Genomic DNA, 18,384 nt, shown 5'->3' with positions numbered 1-18,384 from the left:
CGAATGTAACCGCCACCGGATGTTGCGCTAATAATCAAGAACTGATTTTGGGGTTGAGCCGCTTAAGATACTTAATTAAATGTTCTTTCAGTAAAGCATCATCTTTGTTCTTAATTAGCTCAATGGTTTTAGCGGTAAAATTCCAATTTAAGCAACCTGTAAGCCATAACAAGGAAGGAAGTCTTTCAAAATCTCTAGGAATAAGGATTTCATCCGCGCCATATCCCTGTAACACTGATTTAGCAAGAATTGGCGACATTTCATGAGAGCCGATACCATGAGTTCTAGAGTACCATTTAACCAACCATGCTAGTCCCTCCACTCTATCTGTGTATGTTATTGATTCGAAATCAACAACACCAATTATTTGCTCGCTTTGATTCCATAGGATATTTAGCGGGTTTAGGTCAGATTGAATTATGAAGTCATGTGACGTAGATTTTGCGCGGTCTTTATGATACTCAATTTTGTTAAGGTAGCTTTTTAACAAGTCTGTTGTGAGGGGCGAAATCCTAGATGAGGAAGCATGAGTACAGAGTAAATTGTAAAACTCATGATGTCCTTTGCTGTGTGACTCTTGAGGAAAGACGCTAGTGTCAAACTTAGACGATATGTTATGTATCTTTCGTGCAAAAGCGCCAAATGTTCGAGCAATGGTTTCTGTACAATGGGTAAGGTGATCCCCTTTAATCCACTCAAACAATACAAATTTCCAATCTTTATCTTCTAAACATATTGTTGAGAATGACTCCCCATGAATAGTTGACATATGTTTCATAAATGGAATGCCCGAATTCAGAAGGTAATTACAAAATCTTATTTGTTCAGTTAAAACTTCATCCGACAATTTAATAAAGATATCTGATTCGTATCGCTTTTCCCCAATAAATCTTGCCGAGAAATATTTGTTATCGACGAGAATTTTGAAATGTAAATCTCCGTGCCAGTTATTAGATTGAATCACCTTATCAACAATTAAACTACTAGGATTTAATCCGTATTGCTTAATAGCCGTTTTGAGTAATTGCACTTCATCCATAAAAACCCTCACTTATCAGTGAATTACCTAAAGCTATTTTTACCTAGAGGCAACTCCTCAAATAATACCAAAAGTTAAGAACTATTACAAAATAAACATTAATAATAACTAAACTCCCCATTAACACTAACCGCGATATTAATGTAAACCCCCATAAGAAGCACAGGCCGCCGATCGGCAGCCTGTTATCATAGAAGTATAGTATGCCGTTAGTCGAATCACCTGCCTGTAACCTGGGGACGGTTCACTACGTGTCTTTAATGACAAGTTTTTTTAGTATGGGCCGTCCAGAATTAAGCAGATAGTCCCTTCTCTTACCGTTCGCTATTTGCAGTACATCATTTTTTGCTCCAAGTATCTTTTAACGGGACGATTCGATTAAATACAAGCCGATCGTTGTTTCTATACTTGTTATCTATACAAAAGTAGCCATGGCGAAAGAATTGGAATTTCTGTTCCGGAAGTGAACCTTTAACGGAAGGTTCAATTAAAGCGTCCTTTATGGTAACCAACGAGTCAGGATTTATCCTTTCAGTCCAATTCCCATTATTCTCCTTCAAACTTTCTTGATCAAGTAACATTTTGTCATAAAGATTAACATCAACCTTGACAGCGTGTTCCGCAGAAACCCAATGAATCGTTCCCTTCACCTTACGACCTGTAAACCCAGTGCCGCTCTTCGTAAGCGGGTCGTAGGTGCAGTGAAGCTCCGAGATTTCACCTGTTTCACAGTCCTTGATCACTTCTTCACACCTGATGAAATACGCTCCTTTTAGCCTTACCTCGACATTTGGACTCAGCCTGTGGAAATCCGGGGGCGGCTGCTCCATAAAATCATCCCGCTCAATATAGATCGTTCTAGAGAACGGAACCTCCCGCTTGCCCAGCGCCTCGTTCTCGCTATTGTTCTCGATCGACAAAAACTCTGCTTCCGCTTCAGGATAGTTGGTAATCACTACTTTCAGCGGCCGCAGCACACCCATGACACGAACCGCTTTTTCCTTCAAGTCCTGTCTAAGGCAATGGTCCAAGAGGGAAATATCTACGGTGCTCTCCGTTCGAATACTGCCGATGGCCTCGACGAAGCTGCGGATGCTTTCCGATGTAAAGCCTCTTCTCCTAAGCCCTTGGATCGTGGGAAGCCTGGGATCATCCCAGCCGTCTACATAGCCGCCTTCCACCATTGGCCTCAAGAAGCGTTTGCTCGTGACCACCCCCGTCAAGTTCAACCGGCCGAACTCTCTTTGTCGAGGCGGCTCGGGGAACCCAAGCTCTTGCAGCACCCACTCGTACAAGGGACGGTTGTTTTTGAACTCGATGGAGCATAAGGAGTAGGTGATCCCTTCAATCGCATCTTGAATCGGGTGAGCAAAATCATACATCGGGTAGATGCACCAGTCGTGTTTGGTCCGGTAATGCTCTGCGAATAAAATCCGATAGATCACAGGGTCCCGCATGCTCAAATTGGGGGAAGCCATGTCGATCTTAGCTCGAACCACCTTGGAGGCCGCCGGGAAGTCGCCTTTCTTCATCCTCGCAACAATCTCCAGGTTTTCCTCAACCGGGCGGTTTCGGTAAGGGCTGATCCGCCCCGGCTCCGTCAAAGTGCCTCGATATTCGTTCAGCTCCTCAGGTGTCAGGTCGCAGACATAGGCTTTTCCCTGCCGGATCAAATGAAGCGCTGCGTTATAGATTTCGTCCGAATAGTCCGAGCCGTAGTAGATGTGCTCCCCCGGATCGTATCCTAGCCACTTGATGTCCGCCTGGATCGCATTCACATATTCGATGTCTTCTTTTAGGGGATTCGTATCGTCAAAGCGTAAATGGAAGGTCCCGTTAAACGTTTGCGCAGCTGTATAATTGGTGTGGATGGCATAAGCGCTTCCGATATGCAGGTAGCCATTAGGCTCGGGTGGAAACCGCGTGCACATCTTCCTGCCGAAAGGGTTCTGCTCCAGCTCTTCTCTAATCAACTTCAATAGAAAATGTTCGGTTACATGCTCCTTCTCGTTACTCATGTCGACTCCTCCTAATGAACGGGAAATGGCCCTACAAAATAAAAAAATTTCACCTCCAAGACCTTCAGTCTTGGGGACGAAATTTCGTGGTGCCACCCCAGCTTCATTAATATGTCGCCATACTAACCTCTTCAAGTACGGCATTGCAAGCAATGATTATACTCTAGCTCTATAACGGGAGCTCCCGTCATGCCATCCCCGGCTAAGGTTCCGACATGCTGCTCAGAGACTTGTTTCTGGGAAACGTTCTTGACTCCTTTTCAGCTGCCGGAGCTCTCTGTGCAAGGACAATTTCCCTTACTCTTCTCATCATCGCGTTTGATTATTGCCTTCATAATATCAAATCATTCCCTTTTTTGTAAACCTCGGTTCATCACTTCAATCTAATCTTATCTAATGCAAAAATATGCGAGTCATAATTGCACATAACTGCCTAATAGTTCAACAGACAGCCCAAGATGCCGGCTGCCTGTTCGTCATGAAACTAAAGTCACCTATTAGAATTCCTGTGGAACGATTAATTTGGGAGACTTTGAATAAAACAAAAGTGCCTCTGTATGAGCCCGTCCGCGCTAAGAGCCGGTATTCGTATCCGGAACATAGATATCGTTGACCATCCTTAGCATCGCATCACGCAAGGTTTGTTCAGCGGTCGAATGGAAAGGTGCGGGCATGCCGAAATAAATCGTGGAACCAATCGGCTCGTAACCGCCTTCGACCAGTTGCTGAGCCGTCGTAATGTAGCCGATCATGCCGTCACAATAGCCCAGCGGGAGAACCCTGCCTTCGGATAAGGACTTCAGGAACAGGCCGTATTCCGTCACGACTTCGGCATTCATCGCCAGCAAGGCGATTCCTTCCGCGAGACGCAACGTCGTCACCGATAAGGGCAAGTAATTCTTTAAGGAATCGAAACCAGCCAACAGCTTTCCGCTCCACTCCCCCATCGCGCCGGGATTGGATTGCAAGGATTCCAGATAGGCACGCTCTGGCATCGCTTGTAAGGGAAGCTCGATTTGCCAAGCCCGGGAAAGAAGGGCGGATGCGGATAGGCGCTTCATCGGCGCATCCAATACGCGTTGAACGTCGCTCGCCAATTGCCGTCCGAGTTTTACGACCGTTGCATCGCCGCCCCCTCTTTCACAGGGGTTGATATCTCCGCAAGTGCCTTGCAAATACGCGCAAACGGCGCCTCCGCCACCTATTGCCTGTTCCAGCGTCTCCATCGCGACGCCGGTAAACTCGGAAGAAACCGAATTTTCCATCGTGACGACCGGATGGCAAGCATAGTGAACTAGTACGCCTTTGACCCGTCCGGCGTAGTTACGATAACGAATTACGGTCAATTCCCGGTCTGCCGGACCTGTGGGATTCATGCCGATCTGCACTTGACCCTCGGCCCGCTGACGACGGTTCATCGCTATCTCGCACTCCCCAAGGCCGTGTTCCGCATATACGCCCTCCATATTTCGGATCGCGACATCGATACCCTCCGTAACCTTGACCGATAACTCTTCGACGTATAACGGGTCAAAAGCGCCGCCATACCGGGAAAAGCCGTCCCAGACTTGCGGTCCCGAATGCGTGTGCGTCGCGTGAAGAATAATTTCGTCCGCCGGCCATATTTCACGGATCCGTCGCTTTAGCTCTGCGATCATCTGGTTCCCCCACCAGAGCAAATCCGCACTGATTATCGCGGCTGACGTTGTCTCCCCGTTTCCGCCCCGATGCTGCAAACAAAATACTCTTGCATATAGCGGATGCGACACGCCTTCGAAAGCCCCCATCCCCTGTCTGGAAGCGAAACCAGCCAGCGGGACAGGAAAGCTGGGCGTAATATTGACTTTGGCCGTCCCTAGCAGTAGCGTCTCAGTCATAAGAACGGATCACTTTGTCCAGAGCTTCGGCGACATCGGTCATAGCTTCTTCTTCGGAGAGAAGCACTGTCTGGCTGAGCATAAGCGCTTCCGAGGCGCATAACCGTTCGCAGACGGGACAATCGTATTCCCGCTCTTCGCCGAGCCATTCTTTGGTCGCCTTCAGAACGGTATTCGTACGGTTCAAAGGCACGTAGCCAGCGAATAACGGAATGCCTTCCGCCGCGACTTTTCGGATAAAATCGCTTTTATCGACTTTTTGCGCCAATTCGGGCGCCAGCTTAAATAAATATACGTGATTCGCATGTCTGGTAATCCGTGAATCCAGCTTCAGCAAGGAAACGCCGTCCACGCCGCATAGCAGTTTATTGAGCACAGCCACGTTCGACTCCCGCTGTTGCATTTGCGCTTCAAGACGGGTCATTTGCGCCAATAGAAGTGCGGCTTGAATATCGGTGATGCGGTAATTCTGTCCCAACACCTCGTGTTGGTACCAATCGCCTTTGGGGATGCGTCCCACGTTGCAAATGGACCAGGCTTCGGTCCACATCGATTTGTCGTTAGTAAGCACGATGCCTCCTTCGCCGGCATTCAAATTCTTGCTGGATTGGAAGCTGAATGTCCCCAAATCGCCTATGGCGCCTACTCCCTTGCCTTCCCATTGGGCGCCGACGGCTTGCGCCGCGTCTTCGATCAATGCGAGATTATGCTTGCGGGCAATCTCCAATAACCGCGTCATGTTCGCCGGCGCTCCGGCAACGTGAACGGCGATGATCGCCTTGGTTTTCGGCGTAATCGCGTTCTCTACTTGGTTCGGATCGATCAGTAGCGTATCTTCTTCGATGTCCGCGAACACCGGAATCGCTCCAAAAGCAAGCGCGGCCGTCGCGGTCGCTATGAAAGTATAAGGAGGAACGATCACTTCATCTCCGGGTTTGACGCCGGCAGCTTGCAGGGCTACGGTAAGCGCTACCGTTCCGTTGACGCAGCTCACGCCATATCGGGCATCCTGCAGCTTCGCGAATTCCCGTTCGAATTGCGGAATAAACGGCTCTTCTCCAGTCCAGGTACCGCCTACGCCGCCCCATTTGCCCGAGCGAAGCACGCGCAATACATACTGCTCTTCCAATTCGCCGAACACCGGCCACCTCGCGAAACCTTTAGTCCTGACCGGACTTCCTCCGTTGATCGCTAAACTCATTTAGCTTCATCCTCTCCGATCTTCATCGTCTGGTAAGCTTGAAGTTCGAGCCCAGATTATCTAGAATGATACAGGATCTGATGCGGCGACATGAGTCAACTTTTTCAGAAAACAGACAGAAACCCGTTTTCAACGAACTTATTGAACCCCGGGCGGGAACGCGATACTATGAGTAGGTGAGCTCTCTACTAAAGAAGTTCGTTTGCAAAGTGATTAACCGAATGTCCGGAGGTTACAGGATGACCGTATATTTAGAGTATGGGGATTCTGCAGCGCATGCCAAGAACGGTAAATTGCCTTTTTATTGCTTGTCCAATATCGTCCGGAACGAAATCCCGCTCCACCATCACGACTATCTGGAGCTTTCTTACGTGGCGAAGGGCAGAGGCACCGAAACGCTTAACGGCATTACCCATGAATTGAGAGAGGGATCCGTCAGTCTGCTGTTGCCACATCACATCCATCACATCCTTAGCAGTAAAGACGCTCCGTTACATCTTTATTGCCTGATGTTCGATATCAACCTGATTTTCGACTCCAAGCTGGATGCGGAATTCGGACAACTGATTTTACAGACCGGCAATCAGCTTCCCTCCAACGTGCGACTGGTTGATGCGGACGCTCAGGAAATGGTCAAGATCTGCAAGACGCTATTCTCCGAATATGAAGATTCTAAGATAGGCAAGAACAGCATTATCCGATCCAAAGTGATCGAAGCGCTGGTGATCTTCGCCCGTTGCCAGTCCCAAACCGACCTTCAACCTTTCCATGATTCCAATCCTTCGACGAAGAATTTGATTTGGGAGATTATTCAATACGTGCATACGAATTATTTGAATTCGCTGACCCAAGAAAGCTTGGCCAAAAAATTCAACGTTAGTTCCGCTTCTATCAGCCGTTTGTTTCAAAGAGAGCTGCAAACGCATTTCTTGGATTATCTACATACGCTGAGAATCAGAAGAGCCTCAAGCCTGTTGCTTACGACGGACATGTCGGTTTATAACATCTCGGTCGAGTCGGGCTTCGAGTCCTTCCGCACGTTCTCTCGCGTCTTTAAGAAAGAGGTGGGCATGACTCCCAGTGCGTTCAAAATGAAAGCCGCAACGCCCGCTTCCCTGGGCTAATGCAAAGAATTTATCAAAACCATTACAATTAGCCCTTCCTTCCTCAGTATCTATCATTCGTTCTGATGACTTCTTCTCATGCAAATGTCAAGTTCTTCTTCGTCAAATAAACCTCGATGCGGTTAGATCCATAAACCCGTAAATAATCCCATACTCAAACACGGTGTCCTATGATATAGTTGCCCTAACCTATTAAGGAAGTGACCTCCATGGAAAATCAGACCGAATCCATTGTTTTTTCCAACCCCGGAATGGAAGAAACGTTCAGTGAAATCTGGGGAAAATCCGTGGCCGGGCAAAGCTTCCCTGCACATGACGTCGGCATTCATGAAGTGTCAATCTGGCTGACGGAGGCCAACAACGATTCAGTCCGAATCGATCTCATCACGGATGATCTGTACGGAGGAAACATACTCGCGTCCGGCATGCTGCCGCCTGGGAGCACGGGGAAGAGGACGGTCGCGTTCACGAGTCCGGTCTTCGTGGAGATGAACCAGACCTACTGTATCCGAGTCGGCTCCGGGGCTCCAGGGTTGAGCAAGGGGGCCGTGGCGCGGGGGGAACGCAACAGCAGGGGAACCCAGAGTCAAGGGTATGTCCAATACAAACCGGTGGACGGGAGCATGGCATTGGAGATCGTCTTCAAGCCATGGGAAGGCGCCCCACCGATAACTGAGCCGTCGATGCTGCTGGAGGAAGGCTACGAGGATAGCGTGAGCTGGGCGTTAAGCCAAGGGACCGATGTGTGGGGCGAGCAGCTGATGGCGTTGCCTGAAGGCCCTACATACGAGAACATTCGAGGCTACTTGAAGCCTTTGATGCACTGCGGGACGATGCTGACGGAATCCGGCATGTACTATATTCCTTTCGGGACCCCAGCCAGTTTAAGCGGAGGCGGTCCTGTCGCGCTTCATGTGGCGGACGGCAGCCAGATCATCTCGAACTACTATAACCGCAGTAAGCTCACCATTCTTGTCGGACATTCCGGTGGAGTGGAGCGGTACGGAAAATCCCTCAGCAGGCTGAACGGTCCTTTTCTTGAAGAGGGCTACTGGCCTGTCTTGACGACTGAATATACGGATTCCAATGGCGTACTGTATCGTCAGGAGTCGTTCGCCCATACCATAGCGGAAACTTCTTCACTAGTAAGCTTTATTCGCATCCATGTATGCAAGAATGGCTCCGCTCAGACGGAAACTTCCGTCCATTGCCAACTAAGCGATGAAGGGATCACGTTGAGCGGCGGCAAGCTTGTTTCGGGAGAGCACACTCATGTTCTATTTGGCGACGGTGCTTCCTATAACGAATTTACATTAACGTTTGCCCAAGATTTCACCGATACTGAAGACCACGTCATCTACCTCGCTCGGTTGAATGATCCGGCACCCTGCGAACATTTTGACATAAATGAGGAGAAATATGAGGCAGCGAAGGCTGATCTGATCGGCTATTGGAAAGGTTTATTGGACCAAGGAGCCGTGTTTGACGTGCCGGAAGCGCCTATCATGAACGCCAAGCGAAACTTGCTCATTCAGAATCTTTACTTGGGTTGGCGATATAGCTCCGGGAATGCCTACGAGACCTTCTACCAGCCCGAGAGCAGCGATATGGCCGTTACCTTGGGTATGTACGGCTATCTTGACCGCCAAAGGGCTTGTCTCGAAGCTTTATTAGACATGTGGAAGCCTAATCGGCCGTATCCGAACTGGGAGAGGGGCGAGAAACTCACCCATACAGCGCAATATTACTACATGACGAAGGATACTTCATTATTGACTGAACACCGGGACCAATATGAGCAGTACTGTTCAGACACCATCGAGCAGCTGCAGACCGATCCGCTCGGTCTTGTCTATCCGCAAGTATATTCCGGCGACATTCAAGAGAAGGCCTACTATCTCCACCAGCAAGCCGTCGTATGGAGAGGCCTGCGCGATATCGGCAAGCTGTGGGGGCTTACTGGGGACCATGCTTTGCAAGAAGCTTGTCTGGAATGGGCTTCCAAGTTCAAGCAAGCGCTGCTAGACGTCACCGAGCAGTCAGAGGTGGAACAGGCGGACGGGACGTTGTTCATTCCTACAACGGTACCCAGTCCCGACCCTCTGGTGTTCGATCCGATTACAGCCACGACGCTCGGCTCTTATTGGAACATCTGTATGCCCTATGCGCTCGTATCCGGCCTGTACGACTATGATAGTCCGCGCATGAGCCGAGCTTACCGTTACTTGCAGCAGCATGGCTCGTGGCTGCTCGGCATGATCCGGTTCAACTATTACCCGACAGAGGTCGGCGCCTACAAGCATGGCGGATTGGCCGGCTATAAAACAACCGGCGTAGACAACGTATACGGGCTCAGCTATGCCGAGCTTGCTGCTCAGATGGATGATGCGGATCGGCTGGTGTTGGCTTTGTACGGGAAGCTTGCACACGGGATGACCCGAGATACGTACATTGCTGGGGAAGGCGATACAGTGGGCGTATATCCAGGGGAATATTATCGCTCGTTCTATCTCCCTCCGAATGGTGCTAATAACAGCTTATTCCTGAAATTGCTGCGTCTGATGCTTCTTACAGAGACGACGGACCGTGAGGGGCTGCCGTCAGAGCTTCGTCTTGCGCACTCCACTCCACGGGGATGGTTGGAGCATGGCAAGTCGATCCGGGTGGCGGATGCACCGACTCTATTCGGCCCGATTAGCTATAAGATCGAGTCCTTCCTGTCCGACAACTATGTGATCGTTTCGCTCGATGTTCCTGCCCGCGATCCTATCTCCAGGTTAAGCTTAAGACTAAGGACGCCGAACAAGAGAACGATCGCCTCGGTTACCGTGAACGGCTGCGATCATGTCGCATTCAACGCCGAGCTAGAAACAATTGACCTCACGGGTATAGAGGGACACCTGGACATTCGAGTTACCTTCTTGGAGTTGTCGGAGGGCTCTGTCCGTTACTTCAATGACAACGGCAGCCGGTTAGCCGGCTGCCGACTATAAGAGCTAAGCTATCGTACCCGTTACTTGCGGGTCGTTCGCTGTTCCTACTCCTCATCTTCGCTTTCGCAAACGACTTCAGTAAACTGATTTAGCGGGAACAGAGTAGGTACCTTCCGGCCTGGCATCCTGATAAACTCGACAAAATTTCTTCCAACACTGATTAGTCTCCCGTGAAGCTCACCGATGTCTTCTGCGGTAGCCGTCAAATCAAATGGCTTTGTCATTTTAACGAGCTCGTTAAGGACAACAAAGAAGGACGTTTGGGTATCCACTACTGTTGTTCCCACTGTAAAAGAGGACGTGGTCACATTGGAGAGCTTACCTGTTGTTCTTGTCAGCTGCGGAAAGCCGGGTTGGAACACAGTAACCGTCCGACCTACAATTGGCTTAAGGCGCTGAGCCAATGTGATGTTCCGAGGGGCAGGACAGCCAATAATGTTTTTACTATTCAGAGAAACTCCCCCTAAAACGTATTGTTGACTCTTATCTTATTCGGATCCCGAGACGAGGTTCGGGCACACTGTGAAATAATGACATGTCCGCCTGACGCACAATAGGAAAAAGTTCTTGTCAAAAGCAAATGACAAGAACTATATAGTTTAATGAACAACGGCAGCCAGTCGAGTGCTAGCTGCCGTTGTGTCTTATTCAACTATCGTTACTGAATGGATGCCTGTATAAAATTAGTAAATATGGTGGCGACGCTGGCTCTATCGGCATTGGCCTTTGGTGCAAATGTGTTTTCACCTACACCGCTGATAATACCATGGCTTTGGATCTGCGTCACAGCCTCCTTGGCCCAATCGCTCACCGTACTTGCATCGGCAAAGGCCGGCTGGCTCGTGGTCGTTAGTTTAATCTCCTTAATTTTGATGTAGTTATGAAGCATGACAGCCATTTGCTCCCGAGTGATTGGGGCATCGGGCTCAAATTTTGCATCGCCTACGCCTGAAACAATTTTGTTTGCTGCTGCCCAAGCAATGGCCTGGCCATACCAAGCATGAATGTCAACATCACGAAATTCTGATGTCTTGTAGCTGGATAGGTCGGCTCCCTCCATGTTTGCAATGACCATGGCAAACATCGCTCTTGTCATGGTTATGGTTGGTGCAAACTTGCCATCGCTTACCCCATTAAAGAGCTGGCGGGCGGCTACAAAATCTACGGCCTCTGCATACCATTGAGTGTTTTCGACATCTGCAAACTTTACTCTATTGAAGCCAATCACATACGTTGAGAAGTGGTTGAGCTTCATCTTTACGGTACCTGTTGCAGCATCAAATTTACCCATTACATTTTTAAGATTTCCTTTGTTGTCCAGATAATAGACCACAATGGCGTTTGCATTTTCGCCTGCTTTTAATGTATAGGGAACTGCAATGGATGCAAAACCGCCTTCGAAATGGGATAACTGATCATTGCCGCTTGTTACCGTAAATTCATAGACCGGTCTGTCCGCAACCTTGTTGATGATAGCCGCAGGCACGGAAAGAGTGCTCGAATCTACAACACTTGCTGTAACGGTTACATCTGCCTTAGCTGCTCCCGCAATGGTTTGTAGAGCCTTATCGTCAAAGGTGATGGATGCAACTGGTGTTGAAATCGTCAGGGCTTCCGTCTTGCCTCCAGCTACTGCTCCAATCGATGTTCTTGGAATCGTCAATTCAATGATCTTTGCATCTGCCGGTGCTGCTACCTTGATTTCAACTGCTGCCGTACCGCTTGCGGCTTCCGCAAATGCAATGGCATCTTCTACCGCTTTTGCAGTTACAGTAGCGGAAGCTGTGTTGCCTTTCACTTCAGGCGTAACGGTTACTCGGTTTTCTTCCGTTATGGAAGGCTCCGGAGTTGGAGGAGTTCCATTGTTATTGCCATTACCGCCGCCGCTGTTATTGCCGCCATCGCCGCCATCGCTGCTGCCGTCGTCAGTGCTTGGCATTGTTTCATACTCGGCCTTCAATGCAACCTGGCTTGCCGGCATCGCTAAGGTAAACGGATTAGCAGGATAACTTTCATTTGCAAGACCTGTCGCTGTCCATTTTACAAAGCGTTGTCCGTTCGGCGCAACAGCCCTTACCGTAACTTGCGAGTCCGCCTTCACCTGTGCAGGACTGTCTACAGCAGCTCCGTCTACCGTGATTGTACCCCCCTCTACAGTCAGCGTAGAGACTTTCCTATCTTCTACGGTCAGAGGGATGGTGTATACACTGGAGTTCAAGTCTGCAAAGGTTATTACAAGGTCATATGTCCCCGGAACTAAATTACCGTACTCAGGAAGCTTGTTGATGTCGTCATAAGCAATTTCAAGCCGTTCCGGCGGAGCGCCATAACCTGTGCTTGGGAACCAGTAGCAGCCCGCGGCATCAAGAACCAGCGCATTGTCCTTCATGATCTTCACGCTTGTTACCGCTCTCCGCCAGTTTTCCGGTTGAATGCCCAAAGCGCCATGGCCGAAGTCTACCGTTACCCAAATATGGGCATCTTCCCCCCTGTTGTAATAAGCGCTTGTCGAAACAAGGCCTGGAGCAGCACCCGAAGTGGCATCGGAAATCTTGAAGGTGACTTCAAGCGTGTGTACGGCGGTAACATTGTTAAAGGTATACTCGCCTGCCGTCACAGCCTCTGGATTAGCCACTCCGTCAACCTTTACCGTGTCAATCTCAAAATATTGGTTTGGAGTGAATGTAAACTTTTGATCTTGTCCACGCTCGACCAATACATATCCGTCGGGAGAAATCGTCCCGCCCGAGCCTGAGTTTGCAATAACCGTTACGAAGTTATCTTCATCGCCGCCAAGATCAATCGTTCTGGGTACGGGGACGTTGTTCGTCGCATCCCAATCCCAAACGCTCGCAAAGTCCCATCCCAAAGCCTCAAACGTTGTTTTTTGCGCCCAATCAGAAACCGTCTTACCTGCAAAGGTTGCGGCGACTCCTGTGGGCAATCCATCCGTGCCTAAATTGGCACTGTCATAGTAGTTAACTTGATTGGAGTCGATGATCGGCCTGCTGCCAGACCAGTAGCCTCCTATTTTACCGGATGCAACGTTGTATACGGCATTGGTCACCGTGTTGCCATTAAGGGTCTGGAGCAGACTACCTGAAGAACCGCCCATATCCCCAACAAAAGCACCCAAATATGCAGCTCCGTCAGGCCCGGACACCGTACCCTTCACATAGTTATTCAGAATCACTTTTCCGGTTGTAGTGTCTCGTTTGGTAAGAGGCGAACCTGAGCTGTTCCAGTTGGTACCTCCAACTAGGCCTCCAACCGGATTTCCATAAACCTCTGCGGTTACGGACGTATTTTTCACAGTGCCCGCATGGAGCAAACCTACAATACCGCCTGTATTGCTAGCGCCGGTTACTTTTCCATCCACATAGCTGTTTTCGATCGTGCCGATGGAGGTTCCCGCGATGGAACCCGTAAGATTGCCGCCGGTAATATCTACATTCGCCAATTTAGCATTCGCAACTCGGCCGCCTGCGCCTATATAAGCAAACAGGCCAGTGTTGCTGCTGCTGCTCGAAATTTTAAGATTTCGGATGGTGTAGCCTTTTCCGTTAAATGTGCCTATAAATGGTGTTATTGTGGCGCCTCCGCCGATTGCTGAGAAGGGTACGCCATCCATATCAATATCCGCCGATAACTCGTACTTTCCGTCGATCGGATAGGCCGTTGTGCCAAACCCTTCTGAGAATGCAACCAATTCACTTGCCGTACCGATTTTTACAGCGGATGAGCCAGTGCCGGCAAGAGGGGTGACTTTAGCCGTGGCCGAGCTTGTGGCGACGCCGTTATAAAAACCGGTCCCCGTGGCCACGGAGCGCAAATACAAGCCTACATCCGCCGTCTTGATCGTATAATTCGATGATGCATCTCCCGCAATGGCTGTCCAGGCCGTACCGTCCGTTGAGCGCTCCCATCTGAAAGTGGCGGTGGCGCTCGATGGAGTAACGGATGCATGCAGGGTTTGTCCCTCTTTAGCAATCCCTGTCACGGCAACATTCGTTATGGTCAACTCGTTCACGTCCTGCGGGACAGCAGGGAAACTCCAAGTGGACAAATTGGGAGTACGCGGTGTATTCGTGACAAGTGCATGGCTGTCCCCGGTTACCAAGGTTCCATTGGAATCGAATCCCTTACTTGTCACTCTGATCTCAGTCGGTGAAATCGAAATATTCGAAAATCCTGGTCCTACTGCCCTTACATCGACATAAGCCATTTTGGCTGCGTCTCTATTGTTGCTTACGAAATAAGGTCCGCGTCTGTCGTTATTCCCGGAATAGTTCGTCAGATAGGTTGTTCCGTTGCCGTAAGTCTGTGGCGCAATGTTGGCGCCATTCGCATACAGCTGGGAGCGGACATAGAGATGGTCGTGTCCCATAAGCACCACATCCACGCCCGCTTCATCGAAAGCGTTTGTCCAGGATGCAACAGGGTCTGCCATACGATACCCGAAAAGAGATTTGTGTAAAATCGCAACCCGCCATTTGGTCGGGTTTTGTTTGACGACCGACTTCATCCAATCCTGTTGCGCTTTGATTTGGGCAGCATTGTTCTGGTCCTGATAATCCATCATTAAGAAAAGCGTGTCGCCATAAACATAATAGTAGTTGCTGGACTCAAACTGCATTTTGTCCATACCCGCTACCATTCTTTGAGTACCGTCGCCTCCGCCGTAAAATGACGCTCCGTTTTTAGGCGGGTTGTAGCGTCCCAGAAGATTTTGAAGCGTGGGGTCGACCGGGTCCCAGCTGCTATTCGGCGCCCAGTTGTTGCCTGCACCGTCGTACTCGTGATTTCCTGTCCCCATATACAGCGGCACACGAGCAAACGTATCGGCATTGGACTCAAAAAAACCATCCCATTCCGAGGTGTCGAAACCATAGGTGACTTGGTCACCCGAGCTCACAATAAACGAGGCATCCGGGAAATCAGTAAAGGCTTGCGTGAGCGCCTTGTCATTGTGACCATCCCTATTGTTACTGGCTGCATGTACGTCCGTAACCCAGACAAAGTTGAAGGTATCGAGATTGCTGGCAGGAGTTGTAAAGCTGGCCGGTGTAACAACGCTTGTAACATTCGTTGCACCGTCGCCAACACTGTATACATATTCCGTACCCGGTTCAAGTACGGCTGTCTCCGCCTTATGGCTCTGGATCGGCGCGATGGAGTACGCCGTCCCTGCGCTATTATAGTTCGCATTTGCAATGGCGCTTGAGAGGTCTACCGATTTATTGGTTCCCACAATCACATTTGTAAATTTTCCGCCGTTGCTTTCAAAGTCTGCTTTTTTAGCGTAATAGAGCTGCGTGATCTTGGTAGTTACCGGCGTTGTCCAGTTAAAGCGTGCAATATACTTGCCTGCCTCTTGCTTAAAGGAGTCGAACAAGAACGTTACAGAGGTAGGTTCTTGACCGCCGCCTGTCGGCTGGGTGATGCTGTTCCCGGATTTGGTGACGGTGAATTCATCGATGACACGGAAAGGATTTTCAGAGCCTGTTGCTTTATAGTACGTTTTATAGATGATCGCATTGCTCGTAACTTCCACCTTGCTATAAACACCTGGAGAATAAATGGCTCCGCCGCCTGTACTCGTTTTGTCGATGCGAAGGTCATAAAAATAATCGTTCCAGGAAGTGTCGCGGGTGTCCAGGCTGTAGGCGTAGTTGTATACCGATCCGCCTATGACATAGGTAGGCGCTTCGCCGAATTTTGCTTTTTGAATGCTTCCTGTGCCTGCTGCAGATGACGTCGTCTTTAACGTAGATCTGGCATAGGCGTGTTCATGACCGGAGAGTACCAAATCGACACCCGCATCAGTAAGTTTTTTTCCTGTCACATTATCGATGGAATAGTGGCTTGCCCCCGGGTCATAGGGCGCAACATGGAAATATACGATTTTCCATTGCTTAGAGGTGGTCGCCGTTTCGTTCGCCAGAAAATCCCATTGTATGGCGTTGTCGGCGGAAGATGCAAAAGAATTAAGAGAAACAAACAAGGCGTCTCCATACTCAAAGGAATATACGGTTCCCTCCGTAACTGAAGACAGACCGCTTGGTTTCCGTAAGGACTTATAGTTAAATCTTGATTTATACTGCACAAAATCTCTGTCATAGGATGCACCGTCATGGTTTCCAGGGGTTGCCATGATTGGTAGCGTATTCAAAAGGTTTTGAGCAGCGTCGAAAAAATACTGCCATTCGTCGGATTTATGACCGTCCTCTACCACGTCACCCATATGAAGGAGAAACGCAGCATCCGATTCATTAGTCTTAATATAGTCGAATAGCTTCGCTGTATTGTCAAACGTACTTACAGAATACCCCTGAGTATCGGGAGTGACCACAAAAGAAAATGGCTTCTTGGCGGCGGGATCCGCAGGAGCGATGAAGCTGGCGATCGCGCTATACCCGTTACTGGCGTTGCCGACTTTATAATAATACTTGGTTTCAGGAGTAAGATCCTGAAGAACCACATTAAAGGCATGAATCGCTTTAAAGTCTGTCCGGTTATTCTCCGGAAAAATATCTGTGGCCACTGGAGCAGCCATTGCGGCGCTTTTACTTACACCGCCAACAAGGTTAGGTGATGTACCATAAATAATTTCTGAAAGATTGACCGACGGATCCGTTACCCAGTTCACACTCATCGCCGATTTACCGACTTGGGCACCTCCGGCTATACTGATTGCAACTTGGGTCGGAATTGCCGCAGGCGCTGCTGCCAATGCCGTCATAGGCGTTGCAAGAGCAGAAATAGCTAATAGCACGACTAAAAGAGCTGAAACTAATTTTGATGGTGACTTTCTTGTTGTGTACATTCTGCAAAATCTCCTCTCTGTCAGATATAGTCATTATGTATGTAATTTGTTAATTTTGATCGGCTTTTTCGTAAAGATTACGTTAAGGCGCTGTACGATTTCGCAAACGAAAAACAGGCCAATCATCGGAGAATCCCCGATTGATTGACCTGTTTATTTATTGGCAAAAAGGCTGATGGACAAATGACTCCTACGACAAGACTACGCCCCCGTACACAAATGCGCAAACGATCAGCAGCGCGGGATGCACCTTGCGGCGGGCCATCAAATACCACGCGACGAGGGCGATGCCCAAAAATTGATAAATGCCGATCGCGTGCACGGAATCTATCGAATTGCTCCACGTCAAGACGAGCATCATGATGGCGATCACCGGCTGGACGAGCAGCGTCATTCCTTTGACGACCGTCGACTGCTTATAGCGCTGCAGCGTTCTCATCAGTACAATCAAAGCAAGCGCGGACGGCACGACGGTGGCGAGCAGGCTGATCAGCACGCCGAGCCAGCCGGCGATGTCGTAACCGACGTATGCCGCGATTTTCGTGGCGATTGGGCCTGGAAGCGCATTGCCAAGCGCGAGCATGCTGGAAAACTGCTCATTGTCCAGCCAATGGTGCTTCGTCACGATTTCCCGATACATGAGCGGAATGGAGGAAGGGCCTCCCCCGTAGCCGAGCACGTTGGCAACGAAAAAACCGATTAGCAGGTTCAACCACTCCATGTGGAGCCTTCCCCTCTTTTCAATTTGCGATTGGACAGCTTGGCTCGCACTCTATTGTGGAAAGCCCCGTACGCCAAAAACACGACGATGACGATAGCCGGGTGAAGCCGCCCTATTTGCAGCAGCAAAAAAGAAAGCGCGAACGCCGCGATGCCGATTTTCAGCCCCAGCCCTTTGACCGCCTTCTCGCCGAATTCGTACGCCATCATGCCGAGCATGACGCAGACGACCGGCACGACGGCCGAAATCATGCCGGATACAATCGACGACGATTGAAAAAAGGCAAATAACGAAAACAAAGCGACCATCGCGACGGAGGTCGGCAAAATATGAGCCAACACGCCGACGATGGCGCCTACGGTTCCTTTCACCCGGTACCCGAGGTAAGCGGCCAGCTTGGTGGCGATCGGTCCAGGCAGGGCGTTGGCAATCGCCAGCACCTCCCCGAACTCGTCGTCGTCCAGCCACTTGTAGCGGGTGACGGCTTCATACCGGATTAACGGCACCGTGGCCGGACCGCCTCCATATCCGAGAATCCCTGTCCGCAGCATCGCTATGCAAATCTCCAGAACCATGTTGGCCATA

General features: G+C 49.7%; 9 protein-coding genes and 1 other annotated feature. Of the genes, 2 read left to right on the top strand and 7 right to left on the bottom strand.

Features of this window, described 5'->3' with window-relative positions; translation table 11 throughout:
* Nucleotides 1-34: 34 nt before the first annotated feature.
* The 4 genes from PKO02S_RS09760 to PKO02S_RS09745 all read right to left on the bottom strand — a co-directional run bounded on the left by PKO02S_RS09760 (nucleotide 35) and on the right by PKO02S_RS09745 (nucleotide 6,135).
* Complete coding sequence (locus tag PKO02S_RS09760; protein ID WP_127581817.1) at nucleotides 35-1,039, bottom strand: phosphotransferase enzyme family protein; 1,005 nt, start codon at nucleotides 1,037-1,039, stop codon at nucleotides 35-37.
* 338 nt (nucleotides 1,040-1,377) lie between these two features.
* Nucleotides 1,378-3,057, bottom strand: coding sequence for a glutamine--tRNA ligase/YqeY domain fusion protein (locus PKO02S_RS09755; RefSeq protein WP_127581814.1), 1,680 nt, complete (start codon nucleotides 3,055-3,057; stop codon nucleotides 1,378-1,380).
* 69 nt (nucleotides 3,058-3,126) lie between these two features.
* Nucleotides 3,127-3,379: a binding site (T-box leader), on the bottom strand.
* A 250-nt stretch (nucleotides 3,380-3,629) separates the two neighbouring features.
* Entirely contained in the window at nucleotides 3,630-4,934 is a 1,305-nt protein-coding gene (locus PKO02S_RS09750) for a neutral/alkaline non-lysosomal ceramidase N-terminal domain-containing protein (RefSeq protein ID WP_127581811.1), read from the bottom strand.
* Nucleotides 4,927-6,135 carry a DegT/DnrJ/EryC1/StrS family aminotransferase gene (locus tag PKO02S_RS09745; RefSeq protein ID WP_127581808.1) on the bottom strand — a complete coding sequence of 403 codons (1,209 nt, stop codon included), beginning with the start codon at nucleotides 6,133-6,135 and terminating at the stop codon, nucleotides 4,927-4,929. Before PKO02S_RS09745 ends, PKO02S_RS09750 begins: the two co-directional genes overlap by 8 nt.
* Before the next feature lie 239 nt (nucleotides 6,136-6,374).
* Here PKO02S_RS09745 and PKO02S_RS09740 point away from each other — a divergent pair, with 239 nt between their 5' ends.
* The gene (locus PKO02S_RS09740) at nucleotides 6,375-7,259 is read left to right on the top strand and encodes an AraC family transcriptional regulator (RefSeq protein WP_164821372.1); all 885 of its coding nucleotides are present in this window, start codon (nucleotides 6,375-6,377) and stop codon (nucleotides 7,257-7,259) included.
* A gap of 209 nt (nucleotides 7,260-7,468) precedes the next feature.
* A complete protein-coding gene (locus PKO02S_RS09735; protein WP_127581802.1) occupies nucleotides 7,469-10,252 on the top strand; it encodes a hypothetical protein in 2,784 nt (927 codons plus the stop codon).
* Between the two features lie 658 nt (nucleotides 10,253-10,910).
* Here PKO02S_RS09735 and PKO02S_RS09725 read toward each other — a convergent pair.
* From PKO02S_RS09725 to chrB, 3 genes are all read right to left on the bottom strand, one after another.
* A complete protein-coding gene (locus PKO02S_RS09725; RefSeq protein WP_127581799.1) occupies nucleotides 10,911-17,078 on the bottom strand; it encodes a metallophosphoesterase in 6,168 nt (2,055 codons plus the stop codon).
* 190 nt (nucleotides 17,079-17,268) lie between these two features.
* Nucleotides 17,269-17,799, bottom strand: a complete 531-nt coding sequence (gene chrA, locus PKO02S_RS09720) for a chromate efflux transporter ChrA (protein ID WP_127581796.1) — start codon at nucleotides 17,797-17,799, stop codon at nucleotides 17,269-17,271.
* Nucleotides 17,787-18,383: a chromate efflux transporter ChrB gene (gene chrB / locus PKO02S_RS09715; RefSeq protein ID WP_127581794.1), complete on the bottom strand. Its 597-nt coding sequence runs from the start codon at nucleotides 18,381-18,383 to the stop codon at nucleotides 17,787-17,789. The genes chrA and chrB overlap by 13 nt, the downstream gene beginning before the upstream one ends.
* Between the last annotated feature and the right edge of the window lies 1 nt (nucleotide 18,384).

Source organism: Paenibacillus koleovorans NBRC 103111, from assembly GCF_004000845.1.
Taxonomy (GTDB): Bacteria; Bacillota; Bacilli; order Paenibacillales; family NBRC-103111; genus Paenibacillus_AA; species Paenibacillus_AA koleovorans.
The sequence above is the reverse complement of the archived record's forward strand: the minus strand, read 5'-3'. Positions and strand labels throughout refer to the sequence as shown.